Annotated in this window: 20 protein-coding genes; 12 read left to right on the top strand and 8 right to left on the bottom strand. The window is 40.0% G+C overall.

The genetic code is table 11. The features are described from left to right. Positions 1–16 precede the first annotated feature (16 nt). From ppsA to glk, 4 genes are all read left to right on the top strand, one after another. On the top strand, positions 17–2,425 hold the full coding sequence (gene ppsA, locus BUA60_RS11185) for a phosphoenolpyruvate synthase (protein ID WP_072861867.1): 2,409 nt from the start codon (positions 17–19) through the stop codon (positions 2,423–2,425). Positions 2,426–2,870: 445 nt separating this feature from the next. Next, a complete protein-coding gene (locus BUA60_RS11190) occupies positions 2,871–3,860 on the top strand; it encodes a 2-hydroxyacid dehydrogenase (protein ID WP_072861868.1) in 990 nt (329 codons plus the stop codon). 218 nt (positions 3,861–4,078) lie between these two features. Next, positions 4,079–5,023: a 1-phosphofructokinase family hexose kinase gene (locus BUA60_RS11195; RefSeq protein ID WP_072861869.1), complete on the top strand. Its 945-nt coding sequence runs from the start codon at positions 4,079–4,081 to the stop codon at positions 5,021–5,023. Between the two features lie 80 nt (positions 5,024–5,103). After that, positions 5,104–6,180, top strand: a complete 1,077-nt coding sequence (glk, locus tag BUA60_RS11200) for a glucokinase (protein ID WP_084532568.1) — start codon at positions 5,104–5,106, stop codon at positions 6,178–6,180. Positions 6,181–6,281: 101 nt separating this feature from the next. Here glk and BUA60_RS11205 read toward each other — a convergent pair whose 3' ends face one another. Continuing rightward, complete coding sequence (locus BUA60_RS11205) at positions 6,282–7,142, bottom strand: universal stress protein (protein WP_072861870.1); 861 nt, start codon at positions 7,140–7,142, stop codon at positions 6,282–6,284. A gap of 247 nt (positions 7,143–7,389) precedes the next feature. Here BUA60_RS11205 and pta point away from each other — a divergent pair, with 247 nt between their 5' ends. Both pta and BUA60_RS11215 read left to right on the top strand, forming a co-directional pair. Beyond that, positions 7,390–9,483, top strand: a complete 2,094-nt coding sequence (gene pta / locus BUA60_RS11210; protein WP_072861871.1) for a phosphate acetyltransferase — start codon at positions 7,390–7,392, stop codon at positions 9,481–9,483. Between the two features lie 24 nt (positions 9,484–9,507). Further along, positions 9,508–10,689: an acetate/propionate family kinase gene (locus BUA60_RS11215; RefSeq protein ID WP_072861872.1), complete on the top strand. Its 1,182-nt coding sequence runs from the start codon at positions 9,508–9,510 to the stop codon at positions 10,687–10,689. Between the two features lie 111 nt (positions 10,690–10,800). Here BUA60_RS11215 and BUA60_RS11220 read toward each other — a convergent pair whose 3' ends face one another. Next, positions 10,801–11,010, bottom strand: a complete 210-nt coding sequence (locus BUA60_RS11220) for a YgaP family membrane protein (protein ID WP_031443584.1) — start codon at positions 11,008–11,010, stop codon at positions 10,801–10,803. Positions 11,011–11,296: 286 nt separating this feature from the next. Here BUA60_RS11220 and BUA60_RS11225 point away from each other — a divergent pair, with 286 nt between their 5' ends. From BUA60_RS11225 to BUA60_RS11235, 3 genes are all read left to right on the top strand, one after another. Beyond that, a complete protein-coding gene (locus BUA60_RS11225) occupies positions 11,297–11,683 on the top strand; it encodes a hypothetical protein (RefSeq protein ID WP_072861873.1) in 387 nt (128 codons plus the stop codon). A gap of 5 nt (positions 11,684–11,688) precedes the next feature. Further along, a complete protein-coding gene (locus tag BUA60_RS11230) occupies positions 11,689–13,371 on the top strand; it encodes an ABC1 kinase family protein (RefSeq protein WP_072861874.1) in 1,683 nt (560 codons plus the stop codon). Between the two features lie 138 nt (positions 13,372–13,509). Then, on the top strand, positions 13,510–14,274 hold the full coding sequence (locus BUA60_RS11235) for an exodeoxyribonuclease III (protein ID WP_072861875.1): 765 nt from the start codon (positions 13,510–13,512) through the stop codon (positions 14,272–14,274). On the opposite strand, the gene BUA60_RS11240 is transcribed toward BUA60_RS11235, so the two are convergent. The 4 genes from BUA60_RS11240 to BUA60_RS11255 form a co-directional block, all read right to left on the bottom strand. Beyond that, complete coding sequence (locus tag BUA60_RS11240) at positions 14,271–14,636, bottom strand: hypothetical protein (protein ID WP_072861876.1); 366 nt, start codon at positions 14,634–14,636, stop codon at positions 14,271–14,273. The two genes, BUA60_RS11235 and BUA60_RS11240, sit on opposite strands and share 4 nt — an antisense overlap. Positions 14,637–14,684: 48 nt before the next feature. After that, positions 14,685–15,080 (bottom strand): hypothetical protein, encoded by a 396-nt coding sequence (locus BUA60_RS11245; RefSeq protein WP_072861877.1) that lies wholly within the window; start codon positions 15,078–15,080, stop codon positions 14,685–14,687. A gap of 27 nt (positions 15,081–15,107) precedes the next feature. Next, on the bottom strand, positions 15,108–15,875 hold the full coding sequence (locus BUA60_RS11250) for an RNA polymerase sigma factor (RefSeq protein ID WP_072861878.1): 768 nt from the start codon (positions 15,873–15,875) through the stop codon (positions 15,108–15,110). Positions 15,876–16,013: 138 nt separating this feature from the next. After that, entirely contained in the window at positions 16,014–16,505 is a 492-nt protein-coding gene (locus BUA60_RS11255) for a hypothetical protein (protein ID WP_072861879.1), read from the bottom strand. Between the two features lie 163 nt (positions 16,506–16,668). On the opposite strand from BUA60_RS11255, the gene BUA60_RS11260 reads away from it, so the two are divergent. The 3 genes from BUA60_RS11260 to BUA60_RS11270 are packed head-to-tail and all read left to right on the top strand — an operon-like array spanning position 16,669 to position 17,572. Then, complete coding sequence (locus BUA60_RS11260; protein WP_072861880.1) at positions 16,669–16,998, top strand: YtxH domain-containing protein; 330 nt, start codon at positions 16,669–16,671, stop codon at positions 16,996–16,998. A 6-nt stretch (positions 16,999–17,004) separates the two neighbouring features. Further along, positions 17,005–17,349: a hypothetical protein gene (locus BUA60_RS11265; protein ID WP_072861881.1), complete on the top strand. Its 345-nt coding sequence runs from the start codon at positions 17,005–17,007 to the stop codon at positions 17,347–17,349. 4 nt (positions 17,350–17,353) lie between these two features. After that, entirely contained in the window at positions 17,354–17,572 is a 219-nt protein-coding gene (locus BUA60_RS11270) for a DUF6327 family protein (protein WP_072861882.1), read from the top strand. Between the two features lie 35 nt (positions 17,573–17,607). On the opposite strand, the gene BUA60_RS11275 is transcribed toward BUA60_RS11270, so the two are convergent. Then, a complete protein-coding gene (locus BUA60_RS11275; RefSeq protein ID WP_072861883.1) occupies positions 17,608–18,675 on the bottom strand; it encodes a response regulator in 1,068 nt (355 codons plus the stop codon). Continuing rightward, positions 18,653–21,406 (bottom strand): PAS domain S-box protein, encoded by a 2,754-nt coding sequence (locus BUA60_RS11280; RefSeq protein WP_072861884.1) that lies wholly within the window; start codon positions 21,404–21,406, stop codon positions 18,653–18,655. The genes BUA60_RS11275 and BUA60_RS11280 overlap by 23 nt, the downstream gene beginning before the upstream one ends. Positions 21,407–21,534: the final 128 nt, after the last annotated feature.

A 21,534-nucleotide genomic window follows, 5' to 3' on the forward strand; every position in this document is an offset into this window, starting at 1 on the left:
ATTCAATATATTGGAGATGAAAAACTACATAAGACTCTTTAACGAAATAGACATAAGTGATATTCCGGAAGTGGGTGGTAAAAATGCCTCATTAGGTGAAATGTATCAAAACCTAACTTCTAAGGGCGTACAGGTCCCTGACGGGTTTGCCACTACCTCTGAGGCCTATTGGCTTTTTCTGAAAGAAGCGCACTTAAAGGAATCCATATTCCGGGAAATTGAAAAATTGGATAAGAAAGATTTTTCCAATTTACGGGAAGTAGGGAGTGCTATAAGAGCAAGTATTGCCAATGCGGATTTTCCACAAGCCATTAAATCTTCCCTAGAAAAAGGATATAATGCACTAGTTAAAAAATACGGCTCACAAATCTCATTGGCGGTCCGCAGTAGTGCTACGGCAGAAGACCTTCCCAATGCCAGTTTTGCAGGACAACAGGAAACCTATCTCAATGTAAAGGGCTTTGATGAATTGATTGCCGCCAGTCATAAATGTTATGCTTCCCTGTTTACGGATAGGGCCATAAAATACCGCGAGGACAATCATTTTGACCAGACCAAGGTGGCGCTTTCCATAGGCGTTCAGTTAATGGTGCGCTCAGATTTGGCCTGTTCCGGAGTAAATTTCACCTTGGATCCGGACACTGGTTTTGATAAGGTAGTTCTTGTTACCAGCACTTGGGGTCTAGGTGAAAATATTGTTCAGGGCAGTGTTAATCCGGACGAATATTTTGTATTTAAACCTAGTCTAAAACAAGGTATTCAACAGCCCATAATTTCTAGGAAATTGGGAAGTAAGGAAAAAACCATGATTTACGATAGCTCTGGCAGTGGTACGGTTAACCTTAACACCAAAATAGAAAAACAGGGAAAATTTGTACTTACCGATGCCGAGGTGATAAAACTTGCACAATGGTCCATGATCATTGAAGAACATTATGGACGTCCAATGGATATTGAATGGGCAAAGGACGGAGCTACCAATGAATTGTTTATAGTCCAGGCCAGGCCGGAGACGGTACAAAGTGCTAAAAAAGATAAACTTAAAATAAGCACCTATACCTTACTGGAAAAAGCTAAGGAAATTACTAGAGGAATGGGTCTGGGCAACAAAATATCGGCCGGAAAAGCAAGGATTATCCATAGTCCACTGGAATCGGACAAGTTACAAGCTGGAGAAATACTTATCACGGAAAAGACCGATCCTGATTGGGATCCCATCCTTAAAAAAGCTGCGGGGATCATTACGGACCAAGGGGGACGCACAAGTCATGCCGCCATTGTTGCCCGAGAGGTAGGCGCTGCGGCCATTGTTGGTACCCTGAATGCCACAAAAACCATCAAGGACGGCCAGGATATTACCATATCCTGTGCGGATGGGGACAGAGGGGTGGTCTACGATGGAATATTGAAATGGGATGAAAAAGTAGTGGATATCAAATCACTTAAGAAACCCGCAACCCAGCCCATGCTTATTTTAGCAGATCCGGAGCAAGCGTTTAAACTGTCTTTTTATCCCACAGCCGGTGTTGGTCTAATGCGATTGGAATTTGTCATCAATAATTCCATACAAATCCATCCCATGGCCTTAAAACATTTTCACAAATTGAAAGATACTTCGGCCAAAACGCTAATTGAAAAACTCACCCACCACTATCCGGACAAGGCCAATTATTTTGTGCATAAACTGGCTGAGGGCATTGCTACCATTGCAGCTGCCTTTTATCCCAAAGATGTTATTGTGCGTACCAGTGATTTTAAATCCAATGAATATGCCAATTTAATAGGTGGCAAGGAATTTGAACCATTGGAGTCCAACCCCATGATCGGTTTTAGGGGAGCATCACGCTACTATCATCCCAAATATCAGGAGGCCTTTGAATTGGAGTGCAAGGCCATGAAAATGGTCAGGGAGGATATGGGTTTTAATAATGTTAAGATTATGATTCCCTTCTGCCGCACCCTTAAGGAAGTAGAAAAAGTAATTGACCTTATGGCAGATTACGGATTGAAAAGAGGCGAAAACGGCTTACAGCTCTACATGATGACAGAAATTCCGAACAACGTAATTCTAGCCGAGGAATTCGCACATTTTTTTGACGGCTTCTCTATCGGCTCCAACGACCTTACCCAATTGACCTTGGGTGTGGATCGCGATTCTGAGCTCTTAAGCGATATTTTTGATGCCAATGACCCGGGAGTAAAAAAAATGATCGCCATGGTCATTGCTTCGGCCCGTAAAACCAATACAAAAATTGGACTCTGCGGACAGGCACCAAGTGATTATCCGGAGTTTGCCCAATTTCTTGTAGAACAAGGTATCAACTCCATATCTTTTAACCCCGATGCACTTATTGACGGAATTAAAAACATTAACATGGCAGAGGAAAGTCAGGTCAGTTTCGGAATGGCAGAAAGCAGTAATTAATGTAATGAAACACTTTAAGACCTAGATCACCAATTTAGTTTCTGAACTTGTTTTTTTAGTAAACCAAGGGGTTTTCATACCGGGCAGTAGTTCTGTGTAAAAAGGTGGCCTTGGCTAAGCCTGGCTCCTCTAAACGATGGTACACTGTACCTTCGCTTATAAGCCCTGGTCGTTTTTTATTCATCGGCTGGTCTATTGATTTTTAATGGTATTCATGAAATCGATGATTTGCAGCCAAATTGAGTTTCGGCGTAGCCAATGCTACGCATTTGGGCAATGCAAAAAATGAACAGAACACCTAATCTAGGATTGCTTTTTCTCTTGCACACACAACGATTAAGATTGATCTATGGGTATAATGATTAATATCATATTAGATATGCCTCTTAATTACTTCCTTTGGGATTGCAATTAGAACACTTATTAGTACTCTGTAATCCAAATAATGAAAGTAGCGGTTTTTAATACACATAAATTTGAGAAGGAATATTTAATCAAGGCCAATGCAAATAAGCATGATTTAAAATTATTGGATTCCTATCTTACCCTAGATACTACAGTTTTGGCCGAAGACTGTGAAGGCATTTGCATCTTCACACAGGACAACGGCTCTGCTCCTGTTTTGGACAAGCTGCATGAAATGGGGATTAAATATATTGCATTACGATCAGCTGGATATAACAACGTGGATATAGCCCATGCCAAATCCTTAGGTATTAGGATTGTCCGGGTACCGGACTATTCCCCCAATGCCATAGCAGAATTTACCGTAGCCATAATCTTGGCCTTGAACCGTAAATTGATACGAAGCCATTACCGCATTATGGAAATGAACTTTTCGTTGGATGGCTTGGTAGGCTTTGACATGCACGGAAAAACCGTAGGAATTATCGGTACCGGAAAAATTGGAAGAATCGTGGCCAAAATTCTACATGGTTTTGGATGTCATATTTTGGCATACGATGCCATGAAAGACCAAAACCTGGTAAAAGAATGTAAGGCCACCTATACCGATTTGGATACCTTGTGCAGCCAATCCGATATTATTTCCTTACATGTCCCCTTAATGGAACAAACACATTATCTTATAAACGAAGCCCAGATAGCCAAAATGAAAAAAGGGGTAATGCTAATCAATACCGGTAGAGGAGGATTGGTAAATACCCAGGATGTGATTAATGGCCTTAAATCCCAACAAATCGGCTATTATGGAATGGATGTTTATGAAGAGGAAGAAGGCTTATTTTTTGAAGACCATTCCGAAGATATATTGCAGGACGATATGATAGCGCGTTTAATGACGCTCAGAAATGTAATGATTACCAGCCACCAAGCCTTTTTAACAAATACCGCCTTAGGCAATATTGCACAAACTACGGTTGAAAATCTGGAATGCCTAGAGCAAGGCCTTCCTTGTAAAAATGAGGTGCTTTAATTAATTATAAATGGGGGAATTGATTCGTATAAGACATGGACAAAGTCTTTGGAACTTGGAAAATATCTTCACAGGTTATACCAACATTGACCTTTGACCACAAGGAAAAGCGGAAGCTAAAAAAGCTGACGCAATCATTAAAAACAATAACATCGATATATGTTTTGTAGGTAATACAAAATTTAAAGAACGGAAAGCAATTATAAACTTAGACTAAGATGCGCAAGAAAATAGTAACACTTACCTTAAATCCTGTAATAGATAAAAGTGTCTCGGTAGCAGGTATCAGCCCCAATACCAAACTACGCTGTACCTCACCAACTTACGATGCGGGAGGTGGCGGTATCAATGTATCACGCGCCCTTAAAAAATTGGGGAAGGAATCACTGTGTATGTATTTGGCAGGCGGACCTACCGGAGAACATTTACATCAAATATTGGACAAGGCAGGTATTAATCAATTGGTAGTGCCCATTAAAGGATGGACAAGGGATAATCTTGCGGTTACCGATACCACAACCAACTTACAATACCGCTTTGGAGTACCAGGACCACAGGTTGCCAAGGAAGAGTGGGAAACCCTACTTATAGAATTGGAAAAGAATCTGGAAGAAGGAGATTACTTGGTGGCCAGCGGTAAATTACCTCCGGGAATGCCCGATGATTTCTATGTTCTGGTGGCCGAAATAGCCAAAAGTAAAAAGGTGCGCTTTATTTTGGACACTTCTGGGGAGGCTCTGATCAAAGCTACCAAATCCAAAGTATTTATGCTAAAGCCCAACCTAGGGGAATTGAGCACTCTATGTGGGGTTACATCAATTTCAGCAATGGAATTGGAACCCCTTGCCAAAAAGTTCTTGGAAGAACATGATTGTGAGATACTAGTGGTATCCTTAGGTCCGAAAGGAGCCCTATTAGCGACCAAGGATCTCATAGAACATATACCGGCGCCTACCGTGCTCCAAAAAAGCACCATTGGGGCGGGTGATAGCATGGTGGCTGGTATGGTCGTTAGTTTGCTTAAAGGCAAAACCTATAGCGAAATGGTAAAATACGGTGTAGCCTGCGGTACTGCGGCTACCATGCATGAGGGCACCCAATTGTGCAACAAGGATGACGCCGAGAATTTGTACAAATGGATCCAAGCACAAACAAACGCTTGAAAGTAAACTCCAGATTACTTAATTTGATCCAGAATAAACCACAGAAATAGAACATAAGCATGTTATAAAAGATAGAATTTATGGACAATATTCAAAAATTCTCATTACCCGCCATCCATGAAGGAGAGATTCCCTTAGCTTTTATGAATACCCGTATAACCCGGGATAAGGGTGTTATTTTGGCCGCCGATATTGGAGGTACCAAAACAAATTTGGCCCTTTTTCAAATCCAGGATGGGAATCTGGTTCCTTTGAAGGAAAAATCATATCCCACTAAAAAATATAAATCCTTTTTGGAGTTGGTATCTACATTTCATACAAAGGACATGCCCAGAATAGATGGAACGTGTGTGGGTGTTGCCGGACCTGTTACCCAAGGCAAGGTATTTGGTACTAATTTTCCTTGGGCAATAGACAGTGAAGAAATTGGTAGGGAACTTCATATTCGTTCCGTTTCATTGATCAATGATATGGAGGCCAATGCCTACGGACTTGCCGCATTACAAGAAAAAGACTTCGAAACGCTTAAACATGGATCAAAAATACCGGGCAACGCCGCACTTATATCTCCGGGTACAGGACTTGGGGAAGCAGGAATGTTCTGGGACGGATCACACTACCACCCTTTCGCCTGTGAAGGCGGCCATTGCGATTTTAGTCCGCGCAATGAATTGGACATAAAAATTCTGGAACACTTCCAAAAAAAATACGAACACGTCAGTTGGGAAAGGTTGTTATCAGGCCCTGGAATCTTGGATCTATATGTGTTCTTGAGGCAAATAAGCGGTATAAAGGAGCCACAATGGCTAAGTGATCAAATGTCCAAAGGCAATCCTTCTGCGATAATTACAGGGACAGCAATGGAAGGAAAAGATTCGGTTTGTGTTGAAACCTTGGATATGTTTATCCGGTTCTTGGCTATAGAAGCGGCTCAGCTTGCCCTAAAATTCAAGGCTACTGGGGGAATTTTTATAGGCGGGGGTATCTTACCAAAAATCATAACAGGTATTAAAAGCGACGTTTTTTACAACAACTTTGTGCAATCCGGGCGGTTAAACGCCCTCTTGGAAATGGTACCTGTAAAAGTAATCCTCAATGAAAAAACGGCACTTCTTGGAGCCGCTTATTATGGAGCAATGGCACTGCAAGGGGATTAAGATATGATGCTTTTCGGTTATCAAAATACAAGTAATTCATACTTCTATAGCATCAATCTAAAATTCCTTGCCCTACAGCCATAAACCAACAAGGGATATCCCTAGAAAAACAGGGTTTTATGGTTGTGTTCATTAAAGCTCATCAAAATTATTTCGCCATAATCCTCCATTTTTTTTACCAGATCCCTATGGAACCATTTTTTTAGAAATCCTTTCTTTTCCCTTTCCAGCATCACTACCATATCTGCATTTACTACCCCAAGATAGATTCTAAGGGTATCAAATACATCTTCGGAAAACAATAGTTCGAACTCGATATCTGGATAATCTACCTTGGACTCTAGCATGTCTTTAAACCACTCCATTAATAAATCTCCCGCATATTCCTCGGTCGTTGAAATATGCACTACCTTGATTTTGGCTTTTAATGGCTTGGCAATTTCCGTAAGTTTTTGGATGGCATGTATATCCTCCTCCTCAAAATCGGTGGCATAGACCATGGTATCCATATTTCTAGGCAATACATCATTGGGAATTGCAATTACGGGACAAGGTGCTTTTTCTATAAGTTTCTTGGTGGTACTCCCCAAAATAATTTCCTCAAGACCACTTGCTCCTTTGGTCCCCACCACAATTAGTTGGGCATGATATTCTTCCGCCTTCGATATAATTCCTTTGATTACCGAACTGTTCTGTACAGGCTCCAATTGTATTTTGGGATCATCCCACTTATTTCCAAGGTGTTCCGTGCAGAATTTTTCCAGCTGGGCACGGTGAATTTTAAACGGATTTCCTTCAAGGATAGGCCGGTCGTCCTGTCCCTCCACACCCAATACGGTAGGGAAATTAAACGTATGGGTAATAACCAGTCGAGTTCCCAGGGTCTGACTCAAATTATAGGCCAACTGCAAGGCAGATACCGAGTTTTTAGAATAATCCGTGGCATAAAGCAATGTTTTCATTTTATAATGTATTGTAATTTATCAGCAAAACTTGCAAGCAACCAACAGATCCGATTGGAGTAATTCCTAAGATACTTGCTATTTTAAGAAGTTAAATTGTTAATGGAATAAAGTTGATTGGTTAAAATTAGAACCTAATGTTGTATCCATAAATGACTTCTATCATATATGGTAATCTTTCTAAGCCCGAACTTCGCAACTGGAAAAAGAATCGTTTTTATATAAATTCAAAGAATATTAATAATTCATGAGTAAAGCCATATACCTTGCCACTACAGAACCCAATAGCGGAAAATCTATCGTATCCTTGGGCATGATGCAGTTATTGTTGGGAAAGACCGCCAAGGTGGGTTATTTCCGCCCCATTATCGACGACTTTGAAAAGGGCAAGATCGATGACCACATAGATACTGTACTAAAACATTTTGAAGTAGACCAAACATTTGAGGATTCCTATGCCTATACCCGTAGCCAAGTGGTACAACTTAAAAATATGGACAAGGATGATGAAATTATAGGCAATATCATCAACAAGTACAAGGCCATTGAAGATAGGTTCGACATTGTAGTAGTGGAAGGAACGGATTTTTCTGGGGAGGGCGCCATTATAGAGTGGGACATTAATGTACTTATTGCCAAAAATTTGGGGATTCCGGCCATTATTATAGCCAACGGAATGGGCAAATCCCTTCAAGAATTGGTCGGAAATATATACATGGCCTATGACTCCTTTAGGGAAAAGGGCGTTGAAGTTCTACTGACCGTTGCCAATAAAGTACAACCAGGGAATTTGGAACAGGCAGTATCGGGTCTCAAGACAAAACTGCCAAAAAAAGTATTAATAGCTGCAATCCCCGTGAATCCTGTTTTGGGAAATCCGACCGTAAAGGAAATTGCACAGGCCCTATCGGCCAAGGTTTTGTTCGGAGAAGATTTCATAAACAATCAGGCCGGTGAATTTAGCGTGGGCGCCATGCAGCTCCGCAATTACATAACCCATTTAAAAAAGGATAGCTTGGTAATCACCCCTGGAGATAGGGCCGATATTATTTTAGGGGCTTTACAGGCCAATATCTCCAGTAATTACCCCAATCTATCTGGTATTGTCCTAACAGGCGGTCTATTACCAGAGGATTCCATTATTAAACTTATTGAGGGCCTTTCCGATATTATACCTATCATCTCGGTTGCGGATGGCACCTTTTCGGTAACCAACCGCATTGGAACTATTAAACCCAGGATCTATCCCGAGAACAAGGAAAAAATAACTACCTCTATACAGGAATTTGAAAAATATGTCCCCACAAATGAATTGGCCGAGCGACTTATTACCTTTAATGCTGAGGGAATTACCCCTAGAATGTTCCAATACAATCTTCTTAAACGGGCAAAATCGGCCAAGAAGCATATAGTACTCCCGGAAGGAAACGATGAACGCATTCTAAAGGCTACTAAAAAACTTCTGGACACCAATGCCGTTACTATTACATTGTTGGGGGACAAGGAGCAAATAATGGCAAAAATATCAGAATTGGATATCGATTTGGATTCCAGTGGCTTCGATATTATAGATCCCACATCATCCCCCAATTTCATGGATTATGCCACCACGCTATACGAACTGAGAAAAGAAAAAAATGTTAATCTTGCCATGGCGAAAGATCTTATGGAAGATGTTTCCTACTTTGGAACCATGATGGTCTATAAAGGCCATGCCGACGGAATGGTTTCAGGAGCGGCACATACCACACAACATACCATAAGACCGGCATTACAATTTATCAAGACCAAACCGGAGGTCTCCATTGTGTCCTCCGTGTTCTTTATGTGCCTCCCCAACCGTGTCACCATATTTGGGGACTGCGCTATCAATCCAAATCCCACCGCTGAACAATTGGCGGAAATTGCCATTTCTTCCGCGGCCACCAGCCAAGCGTTCGGCATTGAACCAAAAATTGCCATGTTATCCTATTCATCAGGGGCTTCGGGAGTGGGCGAAGACGTGGATAGAGTGCGTAAAGCCACAGAAATTATAAAAAGAAAACGACCCGGTTTAAAAGTAGAAGGCCCCATTCAGTACGATGCTGCTGTAGACATAAATGTAGGCAAGAGCAAATTGCCGGATTCGGAAGTGGCGGGACAGGCCAGTGTATTCATTTTTCCAGATCTAAATACTGGAAACAATACTTATAAGGCCGTTCAAAGGGAAACGGGTGCCCTAGCCATTGGCCCCATGTTACAAGGTCTGAACAAACCTGTTAACGACCTTAGCCGTGGCTGTACGGTGGAGGATATCTATAACACTGTAGTCATCACCGCCATACAGGCACAAGGCCTATAATTTTAATCCAATAAAACAAAAGCTATGAACATACTGATCATAAACGCAGGTAGTTCTTCCATTAAATATCAATTGATTCAAATGCCTTCGGAGCTTATAATCGGAAAGGGATTGATAGAACGCATCGGCTCAGAAAATGCCACAGTGAAATATAAAACCAACTCAGTGGATACCGAAGAGGTGATGCTGATTCCAAACCATAGTGCCGGATTCAAGAAAATGGCCACACTCCTGATGGATCCTGACCAAGGTGTTATAGCAAATGTCAATGATATTTCGATCGTAGCCCATAGGGTAGTACATGGTGGAAACACCTTTTCCGATACTACCGTGATTACACAAGAGGTTAAAGATAAGATAAAGGAACTTTCTATCTTGGCTCCTTTACACAACCCCCATAATTTGGAAGGCATCTTGTTGGCAGAGGCAGCTTTTCCCACTGCCAAACAAATTGCCGTTTTTGATACCGCTTTCCACCAGAGCATGCCCGTGAAGGCCAAGAAATATGCCTTGCCAAATGAGTTGTATACAGATCACCGAATCCAAGCCTTCGGTTTTCATGGTACCAGTCACAAATACGTGTCCGAGAAGGCAATTTCCTTATTGAAAATAAAATCTTCCAAAATAATTACCATACATCTGGGCCATGGGTGCAGTATCACTGCCGTAAGGGATGGAAAAAGTGTTGATCATTCCATGGGGTTTACCCCTGCCAACGGACTTATCATGGGCTCTAGAAGTGGGGACATAGATCACTCCCTTATCTTTTATTTGGTAAATAATTTGGGCTATGGTCTGGAGGAAGTCAATGCTTTACTCTCCAAAAAAAGTGGTATGCTAGGGCTCACAGGCCATAGGGATTTAAGGGACATTGAAGCCAAAGCCAAAACTGGAAACAAAGAATGTATCTTGGCCTTGGAGATGAATGCCTACCGCATAAAAAAATATATAGGCGCCTATACAGCAGCCATGAACGGCTTAGATGCCGTAGTCTTTACAGCCGGCATCGGAGAAAATTCCAGTACCCTTAGGAGCCTTGTATGCACGGATATGGATTATCTGGGCATAACACTGGACCCTGCCAAAAATGAATCAAAATCTTCCAACATAAGGGAAATTTGCAGTACCGAGGCCAAAGTTAAAATCTTGGTAGTACCTACCAATGAAGAACTGGAAATTGCGAAACAGGCCTTCGGTCTATCCTAGAACCAATAATTATGGTATAGATTTTTAGTCAACGTTGGGAGAAATCAAATTTTCCATGATGACCAATGACTGGTATAACCAGACCAAATTACCGTTTGTCATAAACCAGGGTTACTCCTTTTTTGCCTTACATGTTTTTATTCCAAAAGGGAGGTACAACGGACAAAAGCCCATAAAGCTGGTAAGGAAAAAGATAATGGCCAAAACCACCAATACAATACCCAACACCCCGGAAATAGTACCGTTATAATAAAGAGCGATCAATGCCGCCGCTATCACAAAACGCAAGGTTCTGTCCAAATTACCCATATTTTTCTTCATGATTATAAATTTAAGTTATAGAACTTTTAAAAACCCCACAAGGCACTTTCAATGCCATTGTTAAGGAATACTTTTTTATATGTAAACATCAATCTGTGAAAAGCATCCTTTTGCACTTCATTCCCAACGATTCAGACAACTTTCCGCTTTTTCCAATTTTTTTACTTGATAAATCAAAGTAAATGGATATGTATTCCTATTCAAATGATATATGTCATTTCAGGGACCAATACCTTTAAATAATTTTGTAGTACGCCAAGTATTATAGTACTTAAAGCAAATTATCATGGAAAAACAAATCATATATAACTCAAATCTGCATTTTGAACACGAAATTTGGAGGCGGGAACTCTTCTTTTGGCAGGATGAACTCATCATTTTTAATAACAGGCTTAGTGAACTGGTTACTAGGTGGACCAAAAAAGAGGTATTAAAGCAATTGGACCACTTTCAGAACGAATTTATTCTACATGGTGGAGTAATCGAGGATTTATTGGAAGAAATGGAAATCCATGAATCCCGAATGGCCGATCAAGATTTGTTGTCACATGATGCCATGGATACCATGATGGTGAAAAAACATATGGAGTTCCGAAAAAAAATGGAAATACAGGAAGAGATCTATACAGCTCTTAAAAGGGAATTCTTCCGTTTTTTGACCAAGCACCTATAAATCATATGTTTGGTATAAAATTTCCACAAAAACAAAATCTTAAAAGATACAACGCCCTATTTGTAGTACTTACCAAATATGGGTTTGAGGATGTAATGGCCAGTAGCAAGGCAAGAAAATTTATCCCTAAAAATTACCTTTTAAAACACCCTGATAAGGCAAAGAAATTATCAGAATCCACTTTTGAGCGCATCCGTATGGTGCTAGAAGAATTGGGCCCTTCCTATGTAAAGATGGGGCAAATTATGAGCAACCGTGACGATATGTTGCCCCCAGACCTGGTTAAAGAACTAGAAAAACTACAGGACCATGCCCCTTCCCTACAGAATTTTGACGTAGAAAAAGTTTTGTTGCAAGAACTGGATATTGACTGTTCCCAACATTTCCTTTCCATAGACCCCAAACCTATGGCGGCAGCCTCTTTGGCCCAAGTTCATAAGGCACAGCTCTCCAATGGGGATTGGGTGGTATTAAAAATACAGCGCCCCAATATAGCCGAAGTCATTGCGTCTGACATTTCCATTATGAAAGAAGTTGCGGAAGCAATGGAAAAATATAGTTCACAGGTAAAAGCCTTTCAACCTGTAAAATTGGTGGAATCCTTTGAAAAAAGCATTAACGAAGAACTTAGTTTTCATAGGGAAATGGACAATATGGAACATTTCGCCAAGAATTTCAAGGACAACGAGGCTATCTATGTCCCCCATCTATATCGCGAGCTTAGCAACGACCATATCATATGTATGGAGTGGATAGACGGAATCAAGGTTTCCGAGCTGAATAAATTAAAGGAAAGCAATATTGATTCCAGCGCCGTAGCCAAAGTTGGGGTAGATCTATATTTGGAACAGGTTTTGGAACACGGCTTTTTTCACGCGGACCCACATCCAGGAAATCTATTTGTGTTACCCGAGATCCAAAAAATCTGCTTCATAGATTTTGGCATGATGGGCACCATTATGCCCAATGACAAGGAGGCACTCATAGAACTGCTGCTTTCTTTTTTAAAAAAGGACGTAAGGAAAATCATCTCCGTCCTAAAAAAAATAGCCTTAAAAACCGAGATTCCCGATGAAAAAAAGTTGGAGTACGATTTGTACGAATTGATTGAAGGCATAAGCAATACCTCCATCCGTAACATTAAGTTGGGGACCACCTTGAAACAATTTAAAAATGTGCTTTATGAAAATAAGATTACCATACCGCATTACTTGTATATTCTAATACGCGCTTTGGTAATAATTGAGGGTGTAGGACTAAAATTGGATCCAGAATTCAACATAACGGATAATCTAGAACCATACATGGCCAAGATAACCCGTAAAAGGTTTGGCCTAAAACGACTTTTTCAAAAGAACCTAAATAGATTTCAAGATTACAATGCGCTGCTGGATAAATTGCCGACAGACATTAATGAAATAGTAGATAAGATCAAAGATGGAAAATTGGTCATTGTGCATGAGCACAAAGGCTTGAACGAGTTTAGAAAGTCTCTAAAAACTGCCTTTAACCGTTTGGTCTATGCGGTTATTATTGCAGCCCTCTCCATTGGCTCTGCCCTTTTAGTAATGGCCGATATGCCTCCAAAGATTAGCGGAATACCCGTATTGGGCGCAATAGGTTTTAGTCTTTCCGCCATTATTGGACTGGTTATTCTAATCTCAATTTATAGGAATAAGGAAGATTAAATCTTATTCCATTTCTATGAATAGTTGATAACAGTTTGGGCAAAACTATAAGTGATCGTTTTATAAAAACAGTTCGGAATCATTATCTTTATTCCGAATTGTATTTTTCATAGCATTGTCCAAAATAATATCCAAACAATGAGAATAATTTCATGGAATGTCAACGGCATTAGGGCCGTTGCAAAAAAAGATTTTTTCGAATCCATAAATAAAATGGAACCTGATATTCTATGTCTTCAAGAGACCAAGGCTCAGGACCATGAGGTTGAGGAGACCTTGTCGGCAATGGAACATTATACCATGCATTACAATTCGGCCGATAAGAAAGGATATTCTGGTACTGCACTTATCAGCAAAATAGATCCTATTGCCGTAACCAAAGATATGCAGGTATCGGAACACGATAGCGAAGGTAGAATACAGTGTGCTGAGTATAATGATTTTTACTTGGTAAATGTCTACGTGCCCAATTCCGGACAGCAATTGGATCGTCTGGACTACCGTAAACAATGGGATACCGATTTTTTAAAGTACCTGAAAAACCTTGAAAAGACAAAACCTGTAATTGCTTGTGGGGATTTTAACGTAGCACATAGGGCAATAGACCTTAAGAACGATAAAAGCAACTATAACAAAACTGCAGGATACACCCAAATTGAAATTGATGGCATGGACAATTTTATTGAAGCCGGTTTTGTGGATTCGTTCAGGCATTTTCATCCAGATACCATAGCATATACCTATTGGAGCTATCGTTTCAAGTCCAGGGAAAGAAACACGGGCTGGAGAATAGATTATTTCTTGGTAAGCAAGTCTCTGGTAGATCGCATAAAGTCTGTAGATATCCTATCGGATTATTTTGGTTCCGACCACTGCCCTATCTCCTTGGAAATAGAATTCTAGAAAGACCCGTAGTGCCCTATATATTCCTGTAGGACACTAATTTGAAAATCCCCAACCACCCTAAGTTCGGCATCCGCGTTCATAAGTACCAATCCATATGCCAAATGCGATAGCTTACAGTCGCTTACAACCTGTTTTTGGATTCCAGTAAAAACCGGCCTAAAATGTTGGTCTATATCCAGACCGGCAGATTTGCCAACCGTCATGGCCTTGATGACAGCCTCGGTAATTTGTTTTGGTGATAATCCTTGATCCAACAAATCGCTGGCTAGATGCTTTAATCGAAGACTGTAGTAGAAATCCATAAAATGGGCTATACTATCTACAGTCTTATTATCCGTGTTATAAATAGAGATTTCCATAAATTTTATTCCTAACAGATTAGATAGTGATATTGGGCAAGCTAACGGTCATAATTTCTTGGCATACCCAAAAACCATTTTTTTAAATTCCATAAAGTCTTTGGTAAACAAATCCATTTGGTCCCTGATATTTGCATGTTTTTCCCTGTAATCCTGATCGGATAGTCCCTTCTCTCCCTTTATTAAACGGGACAATAGACTTTCATGGGCTACAATATCTTCGGCCAAATAATCAAATAAGGTTTCGTGAATCTTATCCAGATATTGTAGCATCTGTCCGTATTCAGAAGCTTTTACCTGTTCCTTATCCAGCAAATCCGTAAAGAACCTGGCTTCGTCCTTCCAAAAGGCAATGATGTTCAACCATTCCCTACTTTCCTTATGTAACGCATCAAGCCCTTCACCCAACAATATTTCTTTTTTTGACTTTGGTCCAGTGCTCATAGTTCTATAAATTAAAATTCCTTGTTATTAGTCCAAATATCTTTTGATGAAGCTGGCCCTTAGACTTTTTCTTGCAGTCTTCAAAAGCGATTCTATTTCCTGAACGGTACTATTGTGTATTTTGGCAATTTCCGTAATATCGAATTGATGTTCCGTAAATAGTTCAAATACCCTTCGCATTTGCTCGGGCATATGATATAAGACCATTTCCGAGTGTTTTCTAATGTTCTCCGCTCCCAATTCCTTATCCAATTGGAGTATCACTTTTTGATCGTCATCGCCAACAAAAATATGGTTAAGCACATAGTCGTCCTTGGCATAGGAAATATCGTCCAATTCTTCGTTCATGATTAAATCCCCATCTCCATCCGTAGTAAATTTTTCCTGCATGCTATCCCATTCAGGTTTGGAGTAGGTATCTATATTTTCAAGGAACAAGGCATCAAACTCTTCATCCACAAAGATCGTCTCCAGCAATTCATCCACTTTCTTGAACATCCATGGATGCAGCTCATTTTTATTATTTATCTCATCCAAATGGTCATATACCTCTATAAAAAGCTGATCAATAATATCATCCGCCTTATACCTGTTCCTATCAATCTTACCCTTTACCACGGCACGGTTGAGATTCTTTTGCACATATCGCCTTACTTCGGGCATGGCCTTTAACAATAACTGATTGAATGCCTTAAGATCTCCTTCCTTTTTTAACCGTCGTAAATCAGAAAAGGAATTGGCTACAAACACATGAAATTCCCTTTGACTTTGAAATATATTGACTGACTCTTTCATACTTTATATAATTATATTTTAAATAGTTGTACTTCAAAAATGCCAACTTCCTTCTTCTAAAAAAATGATTTTAATCATCTATCCCGAATCGATCCAGAGAAATAAATTTTGATAGTAATCCTAGACGTTCACTAGTGCTTAACTTAATTTGTCCAACTTTTCTTCTATCAGCTGAATTTGCGGCAAAGTGTGGCGCACCAAAAGAATTAAGTGTCCTTTTTTTAATGCTTTGAGATAAGAATTAACCTTATCCTCCGTTATGCCCAATCCCCTTAAAATTCCATACGGTCCGGCCGACATAGATCCCAGTGGTCTCCCCGATATATCAAATAAAAATTGGGAGGCCAAGGCACCTGCAATAAAGAGAGTCCCAAACTCTGTATGGGGAAATACGCCAAAATTTACCTTTTCTCTTAAAACCTTGTTCCAATAAGCATTCCAGTCCGATTCTTGAAGTAAATCCTTTTTGTCATTGGCAACAAGGTTGTTTCCAAGTTTTCCCAGGACAGATATTTGCGGCCTTTCCATATCTTCCTCAAGAATAATTTCAATGGCCTTACGCAACATCTTTAGATGCTCATAATCCCTCAAAATAAAATTATACACAGCTTTATTTACCCTAGTATTCATTTGATAAAGAATGATGAAATGGCTAGGTTGGTATATTCGTCCAACCCTAATTTAAGAACTAATGCCTGTAAATGATATGATTTATATCATTTCCAAAGCATTTTAATAGACTTATTTTTGAGTATCATTTTAAAATATGTAATAATCAAAAAAATCAGTAATCATGACAAACAACGACGGAAATATTCTTTTAGCTTTATTGACAGGTGCTGCCATAGGTGCAGGAATTGGAATCTTGTATGCGCCGGATAAGGGCACAGAGACTAGGCACAAAATAAAGCAAAAGGTGGGGGAGACCACGCACGACTTATCTGAAAGAATCTCCCATGCCAAGGAAGAACTTACCAAAACTGCCAATGAGAAAAAAGATGCCTTTGACCGTAAGTTGGATGAAGCTATCTCCACTATGAGCTACAAGGCAGATGACATTATTGCTACCTTGGAGCGCAAATTGGAAGACTTAAAAAAGAAAAACGCCCAATTTCAAAAATAAGGTAATATGGCCTTGGAAGAACTTAAGAGAGACCTTACAGAGGCAGAAGCCGATGTAAGGTCTTATCTAGAAAATAGCGAGGAATATGCCAAGCTGAAAATATTTAAGGTACTTATGGAGCTTGTAACCGTATTTGCCCAAACCCTTTTAATTGGGGCCTTGGCCCTACTTGCCTTGGTTTTGATATCTTGGGCCGCATCCAATGCCCTAAATGAAGCACTGGAAAGTGCCTACCTTGGTTATTTGCTTATAGGTATGGGCTATGTACTAATAGCCATCATTTGTTATTTTCTAAGGAATAGGCTCAATAGGCCATTACTGCGTACATTTTCCAAACATTATTTTGATTAAGACCATGGGGAAACAATACAACTCTTTTAAAGAAATTGATGAAAGACTAATGGTCTTAAAGCTACAGCGCAAAATTGAAATTGAAAGTCTTAAACTCAATATCAATCAGGCAAAGGCAAATCTAAGACCTCTGCAATTGGCGGGGAGCCTTAAGGGTAGCCTTCAGCAAATGCTGTTGATCTATGCCATAAGAAAATTAAAGTCCATTTTTAATAGAAGGTAGCCACAAAGCGCGTCAAGCTTTTGCCCATGTCCACCTTAAAAATCTGCTACCTCCCTGAGTCCCTTTTCATTTAAAATAATGATCCTTCTTCCTTGGTCGGTGGCAATAAGGCCTTCGTCCTTAAAATCGGATAGGGTTCGAATAGCTGTTTCAGTAGCGGTACCGATCATACCGGCAAAATCCTCCCTTGGAATTCCTATTCCGCCCATGGGTTTGTCCTGTATAACATGTTTATCATAAAGTTCCAAAAGGGCCTTTGCCGCCCTTTGCCTTACCGAGGCAAAAGCCATATCCACCAATTGCTCCTGTAGGTGCATTAAATTATTGGATATCATTCCTATGAATTTCTGTGAAACGGCAGAGTTGCCATAGATTAATTTGGTAAAATCCTTCCTAGGTATGGCGCACATTTCGGCATCCTCCAACACAGTGGCATTTTCAACATAAACTTTATCGGAATTCAATAAAGATATTTGTCCAACAAAATCTCCCGGACCATATATTCCGGTTACAAATTCCTTTCCGGATTCCGTACTCTTGTAGGTCTTTACACTACCCTTTTCTATAAAATACAAGGATTTTGCGTTATCGCCTTCCCAAAAAATAATATCCCTTTTATGATAGGTTTTTAGGGGATAATCCTTGGGTAGACTTTTCAAATCGTGGTATTGGGAAGCCTCGTCCAGAAATTTATTGAGGCCTTCCAAGTTTTTGGCAATCTCTTTTTTTAGAAAGTCGCTCTTTCGTAAACGGGAGGATATGGCTTCGAGTAATTCCTTTTCCTCAAAAGGTTTCGTCAGATAATCGTCCGCCCCCAAATTCATTCCCAACCTCACCTCTGCCCTATCGGTTTTTGCCGTTAGAAATATAAAGGGTATGCTGGAGGTGGCACTATTTTTACCCAACAGTTCCAAGACTCCATAGCCGTCCAGTTCTGGCATCATGATATCACATATGATTACGTCTGGCTTAAATTTTTCTGCAAGTTCTACCCCTATTTTTCCATTCTCGGCAGTAGCTACATCGTAATTGGCCAATTCCAATATGTCCGCTGTATTTTCCCTTACATCCTTGTTATCCTCAATTAATAGAATTTTTTTCATTTTCGTATATATTTACCGGAAGCATTAAACTGAATGTGCTACCCACTCCTAATTCACTGTTAAAGCTAACACCACCGCTTAAAAGCTCCGTATACTGTTTCACAATATGAAGTCCAAGACCTGTGCCCTGAATATTGGTGGCGTTCTCTGCACGAAAAAAGCGGTTAAAAAGATTTTTTTGCTCCTCTTTGGGTATCCCAATGCCTTTGTCCTTAATATTTATGGATAAGTCTTTACCATTAACCTTAATTTCAATGATGATCTCCTTTTGCTCCTCCGAATATTTTATGGCATTGGAGAGAAGATTTATAAGGATATGATTCAATAGTTTCGGATCCAGATAAACCGATATTGAAGGTTGGGAATGCTTTAATACAATGTCCTGGCCTTCTTTTTTGTTCGGCTCCAATTCATCGACCAACATTTTAACAAACTGTATTAACTCAAAAGACTTGGGTTTTACCTGCACTTTGCCCTCTTCCAATTTGCTCAAGGACAGAAAATCATTAAGAATAACAACTAGATCCTTTACATTATTTCTAATTCTGGAAACGTGCTTCATCCTCCTATCTTCCTTACCAGGTTCATTTTGTTTTCCTATTAGGATTGCAGAAGATAGAATGGCACTTAGTGGGGTTCGGAATTCATGGGAGGCCATCGAAATAAAACGGGATTTCAGCTCATTTAGTTCCTTTTCCACCTTGAGTGTCTTTTCCAATTTATGCTGAACCTCTTTCTGCTCGGTAACATTGTTGTAAACGAACAAGGCCCACTTTATTTCCTTTTCATCGGAATAGAGCGGTGTAGAATTTACCGCATAACACTGATTTTGAAAATCCACTTCAAATGAAATATTGCTCCCCCTTAATGTTTTTCGAATATCGGATTTAATTTTATTGATCTGCCATTTTGAAAAAACCGGGATATGATCAATGGGTATTCCTTCAAATTCTGACTTATTAATATTGATCCGGTCCATTTCCTCCCCTTCCACATAAACCAGTTCATAATCGGAATTAAAGACCATAATTACCCCATTGGGGAAATTGTGCGCTATCGCGGTAAACAATGCCCTACTCAGCTTAGCCTTCCTTTCCGCTCTTTGTGTCTCTACCAACTGATCTTCCAGGCTTAAACTGGTAGAAACCAATTTTCGCACAGTGGATTGAACCTCCCTAGTACGTTCTTCCACGGTATTCTCTAAATGAAGGGCATATTCCTCCAATTTTTTCTTGGCATCCTGAATTTCTGTTACATCGTTCAGAACCCCTATAAAATGGGTTAATTTTTCGTTTTTATCATATAGAGGGGTAATGAACAGATCGTTCCAAAAGAGGGCGCCATCCTTTCTATAATTTCTTACCAACACCCTACAAGGCATTCCCTCCTTCACGGCTCGGGCCAATTGGGCAATTCCAAGCTGATCACGATCGTCGTTCTGTAAAAATCTACAGTTTTTGCCCGTCACTTCCCCGGTCCCATATCCGGTAATATCTGTAAAAGACTTGTTGCAATAAATTATAGGCTGATCAGGAAGTTTGGCATCCACAATAATGATACCGTTCCCGACAGCTTCCAAGGCCCTATTTCTAATATTCAAGGTGTCCTGTAAGAATGTGGTTTCGGTAATATCCAAGCCCGAGCTTACCACCCCAATAATTTCATTATTTCCATTCCTCAAAGTAGCATTGCTCCATTGAATCAGTCGCTCTTCCCCACCTTTGGCAACTATATGGTTTTCGTAAATATTGGGCACTTCCAACTTCTCCTGGAAAATGTCTTCAAAGAGTTCTGTTATTCGCTTTTTATCCCTGGCCGGTATAAAATTTCCAAGCCAATTTTTATTCAAAATAGCATCTTGTTCCAATCCCAAAATTTCACAGGTCCTTTTATTGACAAGTTCAACGGTATGGTCCTTACTGATCACTAGAAACATTGTAGGAGAAGAATCCATATATTGACGGAGCAATTTTTTCTCCTTGTCCAGGGCCATTTCTATTTCCTTCCCCTTTGTTATATCCTGCATAAAACCTTCCAAACCGCAGACATTTCCCTGCTCGTCCATTACGCAGGAAACCTGTTCCCATATCCATTTTATTTGCTTGTTTGCAGTAGTGATCCTATAAGTGAGTTGATACTGTTTCTTATCCGCCATTCCCTTCTCCACCTCAAGCAAAATCCTGGACAAATCTTCAGGATGAATTAAGGTATCCCAACTTATATCCGGGCTATCATAAAATTGTGCCGGAGAATATCCAGTTATGTTTAAGCAGGCTTCACTGATAAATTCAATGTTCCAAGGTCTATCAGTTTTAGAGCGATATACAATTCCGGACACATTGGAAATCAACGTTCTAAACTTTCTATCACTTTCAAATACTGAAATATCGGCCGGTTTACAATAAATAACTTTTAGGTTCTGAGATTTTACTACAGTTGGGACGATCCTGATATCGATTGGAAATTTTACGCCATTCCTGTCCCGGCCATAGAACTGATTGGGGCCCACGACAACCTTATTCATCTCTGCACCAACAGCATTTAGCTTCCAATCAGGAATAATCAATTGGATATCCCGCTGTACCAACTCCCCTTCAACATATCCGAACATCTTTTGGGCAGACATGTTGGCAATGAGAATAGATCCATGTTGATCCACCACAAATAATCCAGCTAAGGAAGATTCAAAAATGGATTGAAAGAGATCGCTATTTGTTAATTGTTCATTCATTGTACTTTTGCTGTTCTTTACTAATTGGTCCTGACGAAACCAAAAGGAAGTGCTGCTAAGTTGTTTCGTTACATATCTACTGCCAATTGAAGCCTATGTTCCGGTAATATGGCACTCAGTTACACAAA

Source organism: Arenibacter palladensis (assembly GCF_900129275.1).
GTDB lineage: Bacteria > Bacteroidota > Bacteroidia > Flavobacteriales > Flavobacteriaceae > Arenibacter > Arenibacter palladensis.